The sequence below is a fragment of the Pseudoduganella ginsengisoli genome (assembly GCF_009720865.1).
GTDB lineage: Bacteria > Pseudomonadota > Gammaproteobacteria > Burkholderiales > Burkholderiaceae_D > Rugamonas > Rugamonas ginsengisoli.
This window is the reverse complement of sequence record NZ_WNLA01000038.1, coordinates 25069-35603: the sequence shown is the minus strand read 5'-3', so window position 1 is coordinate 35603 and position 10535 is coordinate 25069. Positions and strand designations below refer to the sequence as shown.

Here is a 10535-nt window from a genome sequence, read left to right as displayed (position 1 = left end):
CACATGACTCTCAAGGACCAGACTCCAAAAGACTTCGCTCGGAGGCTGGTCACTGAAGGGGGGGGAACGGGCCCTTAGCCGACCAAATTCTCGGCAGCGAAGTGTCCATGAAATCCAAGCGGATCACCTTTGCCCTAAATTATGGCTCAGGAGTGTCTACAATACTCGTGGCGATTCAGTGCGCTGATCCAAAAGTTGCACAAAGGCAGCCACCGACTAGCACCTCAAGGCTGGCTAAAACGGCCTCTTTTTCCCAGGAGATAGCAGTGAAACGCACGTTGGCGGCGCTAAACGGTTGAAACATTCCTGATACAAAAAACCGCTTCCGGCCGGGGTTCGCTGCGTCATACTGCTGCTCGTGATTAATTTGTCGGAGTTGCAAAAAATGAAACGCACGCTGCTCAGCCTGATGGTATTTGGCTGTTTCCACGCCTATGCGGCAGGCCCGCAAGCCGGTATTGATACGGCAAGCATCGACCACAAAGTCCGGGCCCAGGATGATTTCTTCCGCCATACGCAAGGCAAGTGGCTGAGCGGCGTGGAAATCCCGGCAGACCGTTCCAACTGGGGTTCGTTCAACGTGGCGCAGGAAAAAGTCGAAGAACAAGTGCGCACCATTATTGAACAGGCCGAGCGGGACAAGGCGCGCAAGGCGGGTTCCGACGCACAGAAAATCGGTGATTACTACGCCAGCTTCATGGATGAAAAGCGCCGCAATGCGCTGGGTTTGACGCCATTGAAAGCGGAGCGTGCGCGCATTGCCGCGCTGTCGGACAAGCAGGGTATCGCCGCGCTGGCGGCGCACATGAACCGCATCGACAGCGAAGCCCCGCTCGACATAGGCGTAGGCCAGGATAACAAGGATTCGACGCGCTACATCGTCTATATTTCCCAGTCCGGCCTGGGCTTGCCGAACCGCGACTACTTCTTGTCCGACAGCGATGCGCGCCTGTCCGGCATCCGCGCCCAATACCAGCAGCACGTGGAAAAAATGCTGGCGCTGGCAGGCCACGCACAGGCAGCGGAAGAAGCTGCACAGATCGTTGCGCTTGAAACGGATATCGCCCGCGCGCACTGGACCGCCGTCGAGCGCCGCGACCCCGTCAAGGCGTACAACAAGCTGACGCTGGCGCAAGTCAAAGCGCTGATGCCGAACTTTGACTGGGACGCTTACCTGAAAGGTGTGGGCGTGGCGGGCAAGACCGATACGCTGATCGTGCGCCAGCCCAGCTACCTGGCCGGCCTGGACAAGCTGATTGCCGCTACGCCGCTGCCGGTGTGGAAAGCGTATTTTGAATTCCATTTGCTGAGCGCCTACGCGCCCTACCTGTCGCAAGCGTTTGTCGATGAAAGCTTTGCATTCCGCGGCACCGTGCTGTCCGGCGCCAAAGAAAACCGCGCACTGCCGAAGCGCGCCATTGCGGAAGTCAACCGTGCGCTGGGCGAAGTGGTGGGCAAGGCGTACGTCAAACAATACTTCCCGCCTGAGCGCAAGCAGCAAGTGGCGGACATGGTGCAAAACTTCATTGCCGCATTCCGTGAAGGCATCGAGACGCTGGACTGGATGAGCAAGGAAACCAAGGCGGAAGCGCAAATCAAGCTGTCCAAGATTAACGTCAAGGTGGGGTATCCGGACAAATGGCGCGACTATTCGCACCTCGCCGTCAAGCGTGATGACCTGGTCGGCAATGTGCTGCGCTCGCGTGAATTCAGCCACGAATATTCCATCAGCAAACTGGGCAAGCCGGTGGACCGTTCCGTGTGGAGCATGACGCCGCAAACCGTGAATGCGTATTACAGCCCGACCTTGAATGAAGTGGTATTCCCGGCCGCGCGCCTGCAATACCCGCTGTACGATCCGGATGCGGAACCCGCTGTCAATTATGGCGCGGTCGGCATTTCAATCGGCCATGAAATCAGCCACGCGTTTGACGACAAGGGTTCGCAATACGATGGCGACGGCAACTTGCGCAACTGGTGGACCAGGGAAGATGGCGAAAAGTTCGCTGCGCGGGGCAAGATGCTGGTGGCCCAGTACAACGGCTACAGCCCGGTGCCAGGCTATTTCGTCAACGGTGAATTGACTCTCGGTGAAAACATCGCGGATAACGCGGGCCTGGTCATGGCGACCCGCGCGTACAAGATTTACACGAAGGGCCAGCCAGGTCCCGTGATCGATGGCTATACGGCGGAACAGCGTTTATTCATGGGCATGGCGCAAGCGCGCCGTGGCAAGGCGCGCGATGCGGCTGCCATCGCGCAAGTGAAATCCGACCCGCATTCGCCGTCGGAGTTCCGCGTCAACGGCAGTGTGAAAAACCATCCTGGCTTTTATGACGCATTCGATGTGAAAGAAGGGGACAAGATGTATTTGCCGCCGGAGCAGCGTGTGATTTTCTGGTAAGGACGCCAGGTGCGCTGGGAACTGAAGTGAAATCGGCTACTCCGCGTGCGGCGCATGTCCATCATGGCGTTCAGCTTTCCAGTGCGGCTTCCAGCTTGTCGAACGACCCGGTCCAGCCGCCCATCATGCTGGCGCGGTGCGCCAGGAACACTGCCAATTCTTCCGCCGTGGCTTTGCCCGCGACTTCCCACGTGACCGTCACGCGGGTGCGCGCCGGCGTCTCCGCGCTGAATTGAACGGTGGTGCGCATGGTTTCCGGCCACGTGGGCGCCATCGGGTGGCGCGCGATATTTTCGTTTTCGTCGCAGAATTGCTGCGTGTAGACCAGCAAGTCAGGACGGCGGATTTCTTCGTACTGGGCGCGGCCATACATGGTGACGGCGTCATTGCCCATGCAATACAGCGAAGCGCCGCCGGTGCGGATGTCGGCGCGGATAAAACGCATCGTCATGCCGGTTGGCGGCAGCCAGCGCGCCAGGTGTTCCGGCTTGGTCCACATGTCGAATACGACATCCTGCGGCGCGTCGAAGCTGCGGTTGATGACGAATTTGTCTTCGTCCGCCAGCCGCTTGCCCAGGTATTCGGCCAGGCGGTCCCACGTGGAGTCGCCGTTGGCGTGCTTGATGAACTGGCGCGTCTGTTTGGCGGCTTCCGCGTCGGCCAGGGCCATCGTCATGTCCATGCGGGTTTTGCCATCGGCTTCTTCGAACAGCACGGTGACCTTGAACATGGGCGGCGTGTCGTCGGTGCCGCCATGGTCATAGACCAGTTTGCGCAGCGGCTCCACTTCGTGATACAGCGTCACGTTCGGGTAATCCGTGCCGTCCGGGCCGTGCATCGTATAGCGCCATTTGCCGCCCACGCGCAAATCCTTGCTGTGCGTCGTCAGCGTGAAACCGCGCGGCCCCCACCATTGCGCCACCTGGGCCGGGTCGGTCCACGCGTCCCACACGGCCTGCACAGGGGCGTCGTACACGCGGACGATGCGGATTTCATTCGGGGCACTGAAGTCAGACATTTTCATCTCCTTGGGGTGGGTTTTTGGCGGTCACAGTTTTCAGGTAAGCATCGAGGCGGTCGAAACTCTCTTCCCAAAACACGCGGTATTGCTCCATCCAGTCCGCAGCGTCCTTCAAGCCGTCGCCATTGAGCTTGCAGGAGCGCCACTGCGCCTTGCGGGTTTTTGTAATGAGTCCGGCCTTTTCCAGCACTTGCAAATGTTTGGTGACGGCGGGCAGGCTCATGTCGTTCAAAAAGGGTTCGGCCAGATCGGAAACATTGGCTTCCCCTTGGGACAACCGGGCCAGCATAGCGCGCCGTGTCGGGTCCGCGAGGGCGGAAAAAGTTTGGCTGAGGCGGTCTTGCATCGAATTTCACCGATTGATTAATTAACCAATGAGTTTAATATAGGCTGGAATGCGGGCGTCGTCAAGCCTGTGACCAATATTGCCTGTTGACAGTCTGCTATTAAAATCGGAAAGTGGCGGTTTCATCCTAAGGTTTCTGGACAGGAACTCACCATGCGCTTTCCCTTCCGCTTTCGCCGCCTGACGGCGGCCGCGTTGTCGCTATCGCTGATCGGCGCATGCAGTACGGCGCCGTTGTTATTGAACAGTAAGGCCAGCGCCCCCGTCATCGACGGCTTCGGCGCCAGCACGTTGCAGCCGTCGCGCGCCAATGACGCGGCGCGCAAGCTGTTCGCACAGGGCATGGCGCAAGTCTATGCGTTCAACAGCGCGGAAGCAGCCCGCGCTTTCATGGCCGCGCTGGCGCAAGATCCCGATTGCGGCCTGTGCGCGTGGGGCGTGGCGTACCAGCTGGGGCCGGACATCAATCACCCGCAGCGCGGCGACGTGACGGATGCGAAGCGCTACGTGGATTACGCGCTGCGGCACAGCGATGGCGTATCGGAGCGCGACCGCGCGCTGATCGACTCGCTGGCGCTGCGTTATGCGCACAGCAGTGCGGCGCGCGAAACGGCATTGCTGACGGCGGAACTGTGCGGCGGCGCCAATGGTCAAAGAGTGGACCCGCTGGACATCGCGTACGCCGAACGCATGCGCGAACTGGTCAAGCGTTTCCCTGGCGATCCGGACGTGCTGGCTATCTATGCGGAAGCGGAAATGGTGGCGACGCAGGGGACGTGGTGGGACAGCGCCACCGGCAAACCGGTGGGCCGCATTGGCGAGGTGGCGGATTTACTGCAAACCGCGCTGCAGCAGCACCCTGAACACGTCGGCCTTAACCACTACATGATTCATGCCGTGGATTCCGTGTCCGTGGCGCGCCGCGCGGAAGCGTCGGCCGACCGGCTGGGGGCATTGGCGCCGAAGTCGCCGCACTTGCTGCATATGCCGTCCCACACGTATGGCTTGCTGGGCCGTTATGCGGACGCCACCCGTGTCAACCAGCTGGCCGTGGCGGCGGATGCCGCGCTGGAGCAGGATTTGAAACGCCAGAACTTTGCCGGCACGCGGGATTGGCGCGGCCACAACCTGCACTTCCAATGGTATGCGGCGCTGATGGAAGGACGTACGGAACTGGCGCTGGACACTGCCCGCACGCTGGCCGGGCGCACCAAGGGCGACCATGAATTCGCCGAATATACGCGCAGCTTGCCGATGCTGACTTTGCTCCGCCTGCAGCGCTGGGACGCGCTGCTGAATGAACCCATGCCGCAAGGCGGGCGCGGCATGGCAACCGTGATGGGGGAAATGGCGCGCGGCATTGCGCTGGCGCAGGGCGGCCGTATGGATGAGGCCAAGGCCGCGCTGGGCCGCCTCGATGCCGCAGCGGAGCCGTTGGTGAAGAAATTCAATGGCCCGGACCGCTCGCATAAAGCTGTCAGCAGCCTGGCCCGCACCGCGCAATTGCAGTTGCGCGCGGAAATTGCGCTGGCGGCACAGGATGCCAGTGCGGCGGTGGCGTTGCAGGCGCAAGCGGTTAGCGCTGCCGTGGGCGCCGATGACATGCCGGAACCGCCGATGTTCGCGAGTGCGCCGCGGCAGCGCTTGGGGGCGATGCAATTACAGGCAAAGCGCTATGCTGATGCGGAGCGCACCTATCGCGGCGATCTGGCGTTGCACCCGGCCAGTGGCTGGGCATTGCAGGGGTTGAGCAAAGCGCTGGCGGCGCAAGGAAAGCAGGTGGAAGCCCGTGGCGTCAACGGTGAGCTGGAGCGCAGCTGGGCCAAGGCGGATACCAATTTGCGGGCCGAGCGCTGACTTTGCACAGTTTTATAGACAGGAAAATTATGGTCATCGTCACTCACAACGGCAAGTTTCACGCGGATGATGCGTGGGCGACTGCTGTCTTGAACATTGTTTTTCCCGGATGCGACATTATCCGCACACGCGATCCCGCCACGATTGAAGCGGCGGAATTTGCTGTCGATGTCGGCGGTATCTGGGACCCGGCTGCAGGGCGCTTCGACCATCACCAAAAAGGATTCAGTGCGGCAAGGCAGACGGGCGTGCCGTATGCCAGTGCTGGCCTGGTGTGGCGCGAATACGGCGCACGCTGTGTTGCGATCCTGGCGGCCGAACATACGGGACACCAATTGGCGGACGACAAGGCGCGCGAAATCGCGTATGCCATCGATGCCGACATCGTCCAGTACCTGGATTTATCGGATGTAGGTGCGGCGAAAAATGCACCGGGCAGTTATGGGTTGTCGGCGGTGGTGTCGGGTTTCAATACCAACTGGCTGGATGAACAGCGGCTGGGCTATGAAGGGGCCGAAGCCTACCGGCTGGCGCAATTCCGGCGCGCGATGGAATTGTTGGCGGATATTTTGACCAATGGCGTCAAATACCGTGTTGGCGCCATGCTGGCGGCCGAGCAAGTGCGGCAAGGCGAATTGCTGGAAGACGGCAAAGTCTTGTTTTTGAAAAACGCTTCGTTGCCATGGACCCAGCTGGTGCGCAAGGAAATGCCCAAGGTGCTGTTTGTCATCAGTCATAGCATCGGCGAGCAGCGGCATTTGCTGCATACGGTGCCTGTCAGTGCGGACAGTTTCACGGCGCGGGCAGACTTGCCGGCATCGTGGGCCGGCTTGCGCGATGCGGAGCTGGCGGCGGAAACCGGTGTGCCGGACGCGACGTTTTGCCACAATGGCCGGTTTATTGCCGCTGTGAAGTCGTATGAGGGCGCGCGGGCGCTGGCAACGCTGGCGCTGAAAGAAGTTGAAAGCGGCGCGGTGCCGCGGCACCGCTAATTTCGGTATCTGCAGGCGCCCGTTGACAGGCGTCTGGACCATGCGCTCCTTTCAAGCCGCCGCGCATTCGACATCATGCAGCCAGCCCCGCAACTGCTGCATGGCTTCTTCTTTGGCCTTGGCTTCAATTTCAATATAGGGCGCCTGCGCATAGCTGGACGGCATCACCGTGATCATGTCAGCGTGCTGGCGGTCATTGAAGCTGGTGCGGCCGTTCGAGATATGCACCAGTTGCCACGCCGGGTCCGGCCAGGTGGCGCGCGCCTTGGCCAGCATGTCGGCCACACTGGGATCATCATAGGTCGGCAGCTTTTCATGCACGATATGGTGGTGTGCATCGAGCACCATGGGCACGCCGCTGCGCACACAAATGGCGTGAATGTCGGCCGCGCTATACGAGTATTCATCGTTTTCCAGTCCCAGCCTCAAACGGATCGCATCCGGCAGTGCAGCGATGCGCTCGACCAGTGCATCGCTGCGGCCGGCCTTGCCGCCATGGATTTCCAGCAGCGCCCAGGGGGAGCGCGGCTGCAGCAGCAAATCCATGATGTCCGCGTGCATTTGCAAGATCGTGATGCTGTTGGCGACCACGTCTGGCGAATCGGAACTGAGGACGACAAACTGGTCCGGGTGCATCACCAGGCGGATATGGTGCTCGGCAGCCCGCTGCCCAAGGCGCGCCAGCGCCCCGGCCAGCGGTTGCAGCACGCCGCGTCCGAGGTCGTCGTCGGCAAACGGAAAGATCGATGACGGAATGCGGTACAGTGCAATCCCTTCCCGCTCGCAATAGCGCAGCGCCGCAGCGAAGCTCTGGATGTTGTCGCGGTAAAGTTCATCGAGCAGTTTGCGCTGGCCGTCCGGCGACAGTTCCAGCAAACGCTTGCGTGTCACCGTCCGGTAGCGCACTTCCGACGATTGTGTGATGCACACCAGGCCGAGTTTTGGAGTCATGGGCAGGCTGCTTATTTCGGCATGACGACCGTGTCGATCACGTGGATCACGCCATTGTCGGCGGCGATATCGGTTTTCACGACTTTGGCGTTATCGACCATGACGGCGCCGCCGCCAGTGCTGACCTTCAGGTTGCTGCCTTGCACTGTCTTGACGGCGCCCGGCTTGACGTCGGCAGCCAGCACCTTGCCCGGCACCACGTGGTAAGTCAGCACCTTGGCCAGCGCTGCCTTGTCTTTCAGCAGGGCGTCGAGCTTGTCCTTCGGCACCTTGGCAAACGCTTCGTCGGTCGGCGCAAAGACGGTGAACGGACCCGGGCCTTTGAGGGTATCCACCAAACCTGCGGCCTGGACTGCCTTGACCAGCGTATTGAAGCTGCCAGCCGACTTGGCGGTGTCGACAATGTCAGCAGCTTGCGCCGCGCCCAGCGCAAGCAGGATGGTGGTACCCAGCATCAATTTTTTCATGACAAGCTCCTTGGATTAAATAGGTGGGATGTCCCATTGTTGAACTGCTGTTCAACCGTTGGTGTCGCTAAGTTTATGGGTTGACTGGCGAAATTTCTATTGTTTGAACCGGTATAATGCGTGGATTAGCGGTTCAATATCGGGTCAGCAATGGCATTCAAAAAAGACAGCGGCGCAGGCGCGCTGCGCGAAATCTGGTACCGCAGCGGTGCGGCGGCACGGCTGGCAGGCTTGCCGGTGGAAACGTTGCGGGTGTGGGAACGGCGTTATGGTTTGTCCGATACGGAGCGTTCATCGCGCGGCCAGCGCCTGTATTCGGAAGAGCAGGTCAAACGTCTCGGATTGCTGAAACAGCTGGTCGACCAGGGTCATCCGATTGGCCAGTTGGCTACGCTTTCACTTGAGCAATTGCGTGCGCTGGCGGGGGCAGGCAGTGCTGATGGCGCGGCTGCGCCGGCGGGGCCGATGCGGCTGGCGGTGGCAGGCATCGGCCTGGCGCGCCGGATTGCCGCCAGCAACCAGCAGTCGCGCCTGGAAGTCGTGGCCAGCTGGAGCCGGCTGGACGAAGCCGTTGCAACGGCGGGGCCAGTGGCTGCGGATTTACTGGTGGTGGAATTATCGGAACTGCATGAAGCTGCCATAGCCGCCATTGCAGCAGCCAGGGACGCGACAGGTTCCGCTGCGGTGATGGTGCTGTACCGCTTTTCCGCCAGCGCGACTATCCGCGCCTTGCGCGCCCAAGGCTGGCTGGTGGCGCGCGTTCCTGCAGAAATCGGCGAATTGGTGTCACTGTGCCGCTCGGCCCTGGCGGGAGGTGATTTGCCACCGCCCCGCGCGGAGCCGGAAGCCGCCCCCGCGCCACGTTTCGATGAACATGCGCTGGCCACCATTTCCAATGCGGGCAACAGCCTGGCGTGCGAGTGTCCGCGGCACTTGGCCGACCTGCTGCTGATGGTAGGCAGCTTTGAGCGCTATAGCGCACAGTGCGCATCGCGCAATGAAGCCGACCGGCTGCTGCACGAGGAGCTGTACCAGGCGGCAGGCCGTGCGCGCGCGGTGCTGGAGCAGGCCATGGAGCAACTGGCGCAGGCCGAGGGGTTGCCGTTGCCGGAGCAAAAAAAGTAAAACGCCGCCCGGATGAATGAAGGCGGCGTTTTGTGAACTCAGCTTATTTGGTCTGGGCTGGCTGATGGTCTACCGGTCTGTAGTTTACCCCATCATAAACATCGCTGGTTAGCCGGCCGTCCCGCTTATCTACTCGCACGCTAAAAAGGCGCGGCCCTGTATCTGGTGTGCCGCCGCAAAGCCGCGTGTGGCGTTCGCGAACCACAATTTCGAAATATGACGACTTCTCGACAGCAGCGATTGAGCCGCAGTCGTCTTTCAGTTTCGTTAGATGGAACTTTTGTATCGCTTCCACGGCAAGTACGATCGCTTCATCCTTGGTTTTCACCTGCCCGGAGAATGCTGCCGTTGAGGCAAATATGAATAGGACTGGTAAGCGGTGCAATGATTTCATGGCCGGTAGGTGCTTACTTTGTGAGTAACGGCGAAATATGGGAATGGATGATTGATTTCAGTTTTTTGGCATATTGTGGATCTGTCGCATAGCCCTGCCGTGCAACAGCCTCGGCGAACTTTTCGGGATCATTGCGATACGCCAGAGCAGCAGGATATTTTCGCTGTATCAGCGATGCATAATCAGCGGCTGCTTCATCGTAGCCGTTATAGGCACGAAACTCGTCGGTTTCGCTTATGCGCTGCCCTGACAGCGTAACTTCATGCGTTGCGAAAGTTGTCGAACGCCCTGATGGGGATTTACCTTTAATGCCAAAGTATGCATTTGCCTTGACCGAGCGTCCCCAATTACTTTCAAGTGCGGACTGCGCAAGTATGACTTCGGCTGGGATGCCTGTTCGCGCGGAGATAATTTTTGCGTCACTGACGTGCAAGGCAATAAAGTGGGCTACGTGAGCTGGCTGCCGATTGGGGTGGTGCTTATGAGCGCGGGTTTGTGCAAGTGCGTGTCCGTGTCTCGACATGAATGGCCTCCGATCCAATTGAGGTAGGGAAAGTGGATCATCGCGCCGGTTAAGGTTCCTCTTGTTGAGCGTGCGCAGCCGCTACGCGGATAGTTCACTCTTAACACGATTCGGTTGTTCGTGAGTGTGCTGCTGGACGTTTAGATGGTTCGGCCGGTTAAGCGGGCTAGCGGGAAGCGAATCTGGAATAGACCGGAATCAAGAACAGCGAAGTCTCAAAACAAAAACGCCGATCTGCATGGATCGGCGTTTTGCTTGGGATGTTCTTGGTGGCCCGGGGCGGAATCGAACCACCGACACAAGGATTTTCAGTCCTCTGCTCTACCAACTGAGCTACCAGGCCAAGGAGCGGCATTATAGCAAATCCCGCGCAAGCATGTGGCGGGCGGGAAATCCGGCCTGTTATCGCTGCTATGTCTGTTTCCGCACTGAACAGGTGCGTGCCCGATGGGATG

The 10535-nt window shown here is 60.0% G+C and carries 10 protein-coding genes and 1 tRNA gene; 4 read left to right on the top strand and 7 right to left on the bottom strand.

What is annotated here, in order from left to right:
• The first annotated feature begins 385 nt into the window (after positions 1-385).
• Positions 386-2404 carry a M13 family metallopeptidase gene (locus tag GM668_RS29130; RefSeq protein ID WP_155442483.1) on the top strand — a complete coding sequence of 673 codons (2019 nt, stop codon included), beginning with the start codon at positions 386-388 and terminating at the stop codon, positions 2402-2404.
• A 70-nt stretch (positions 2405-2474) separates the two neighbouring features.
• On the opposite strand, the gene GM668_RS29125 is transcribed toward GM668_RS29130, so the two are convergent.
• Complete coding sequence (locus tag GM668_RS29125) at positions 2475-3422, bottom strand: SRPBCC family protein (protein ID WP_155442482.1); 948 nt, start codon at positions 3420-3422, stop codon at positions 2475-2477.
• Positions 3415-3771, bottom strand: coding sequence for an ArsR/SmtB family transcription factor (locus GM668_RS29120; protein ID WP_155442481.1), 357 nt, complete (start codon positions 3769-3771; stop codon positions 3415-3417). Before GM668_RS29120 ends, GM668_RS29125 begins: the two co-directional genes overlap by 8 nt.
• 153 nt (positions 3772-3924) lie before the next feature.
• Here GM668_RS29120 and GM668_RS29115 point away from each other — a divergent pair, with 153 nt between their 5' ends.
• Together GM668_RS29115 and GM668_RS29110 are read left to right on the top strand one after the other, a co-directional pair.
• Complete coding sequence (locus tag GM668_RS29115; protein ID WP_155442480.1) at positions 3925-5628, top strand: hypothetical protein; 1704 nt, start codon at positions 3925-3927, stop codon at positions 5626-5628.
• A 29-nt stretch (positions 5629-5657) separates the two neighbouring features.
• Positions 5658-6620: an MYG1 family protein gene (locus GM668_RS29110; RefSeq protein ID WP_155442479.1), complete on the top strand. Its 963-nt coding sequence runs from the start codon at positions 5658-5660 to the stop codon at positions 6618-6620.
• Positions 6621-6671: 51 nt separating this feature from the next.
• On the opposite strand, the gene uvsE is transcribed toward GM668_RS29110, so the two are convergent.
• Both uvsE and GM668_RS29100 read right to left on the bottom strand, forming a co-directional pair.
• Complete coding sequence (gene uvsE / locus GM668_RS29105; protein WP_155442478.1) at positions 6672-7571, bottom strand: UV DNA damage repair endonuclease UvsE; 900 nt, start codon at positions 7569-7571, stop codon at positions 6672-6674.
• Positions 7572-7582: 11 nt separating this feature from the next.
• On the bottom strand, positions 7583-8026 hold the full coding sequence (locus GM668_RS29100; protein ID WP_371868796.1) for a fasciclin domain-containing protein: 444 nt from the start codon (positions 8024-8026) through the stop codon (positions 7583-7585).
• A gap of 162 nt (positions 8027-8188) precedes the next feature.
• Here GM668_RS29100 and GM668_RS29095 point away from each other — a divergent pair, with 162 nt between their 5' ends.
• Positions 8189-9163 carry a MerR family transcriptional regulator gene (locus GM668_RS29095; RefSeq protein ID WP_155442476.1) on the top strand — a complete coding sequence of 325 codons (975 nt, stop codon included), beginning with the start codon at positions 8189-8191 and terminating at the stop codon, positions 9161-9163.
• Between the two features lie 43 nt (positions 9164-9206).
• Here GM668_RS29095 and GM668_RS29090 read toward each other — a convergent pair whose 3' ends face one another.
• The 3 genes from GM668_RS29090 to GM668_RS29080 all read right to left on the bottom strand — a co-directional run bounded on the left by GM668_RS29090 (position 9207) and on the right by GM668_RS29080 (position 10423).
• Complete coding sequence (locus GM668_RS29090) at positions 9207-9557, bottom strand: hypothetical protein (protein ID WP_155442475.1); 351 nt, start codon at positions 9555-9557, stop codon at positions 9207-9209.
• Between the two features lie 13 nt (positions 9558-9570).
• Entirely contained in the window at positions 9571-10080 is a 510-nt protein-coding gene (locus GM668_RS29085) for a glycoside hydrolase family 73 protein (RefSeq protein ID WP_155442474.1), read from the bottom strand.
• A gap of 267 nt (positions 10081-10347) precedes the next feature.
• Positions 10348-10423, bottom strand: a tRNA-Phe gene (locus GM668_RS29080).
• Positions 10424-10535 lie beyond the last annotated feature (112 nt).

Excerpts from the sequence above, each read along its gene's own strand:
- GM668_RS29130 (WP_155442483.1), top strand. The coding sequence starts at position 386 with ATGAAACGCACGCTGCTCAGCCTGATGGTATTTGGCTGTTTCCACGCC.
- GM668_RS29125 (WP_155442482.1), bottom strand. The coding sequence starts at position 3,422 with ATGTCTGACTTCAGTGCCCCGAATGAAATCCGCATCGTCCGCGTGTAC.
- GM668_RS29120 (WP_155442481.1), bottom strand. The coding sequence starts at position 3,771 with ATGCAAGACCGCCTCAGCCAAACTTTTTCCGCCCTCGCGGACCCGACA.
- GM668_RS29115 (WP_155442480.1), top strand. The coding sequence starts at position 3,925 with ATGCGCTTTCCCTTCCGCTTTCGCCGCCTGACGGCGGCCGCGTTGTCG.
- GM668_RS29110 (WP_155442479.1), top strand. The coding sequence starts at position 5,658 with ATGGTCATCGTCACTCACAACGGCAAGTTTCACGCGGATGATGCGTGG.
- uvsE (WP_155442478.1), bottom strand. The coding sequence starts at position 7,571 with ATGACTCCAAAACTCGGCCTGGTGTGCATCACACAATCGTCGGAAGTG.
- GM668_RS29100 (WP_371868796.1), bottom strand. The coding sequence starts at position 8,026 with ATGCTGGGTACCACCATCCTGCTTGCGCTGGGCGCGGCGCAAGCTGCT.
- GM668_RS29095 (WP_155442476.1), top strand. The coding sequence starts at position 8,189 with ATGGCATTCAAAAAAGACAGCGGCGCAGGCGCGCTGCGCGAAATCTGG.
- GM668_RS29090 (WP_155442475.1), bottom strand. The coding sequence starts at position 9,557 with ATGAAATCATTGCACCGCTTACCAGTCCTATTCATATTTGCCTCAACG.
- GM668_RS29085 (WP_155442474.1), bottom strand. The coding sequence starts at position 10,080 with ATGTCGAGACACGGACACGCACTTGCACAAACCCGCGCTCATAAGCAC.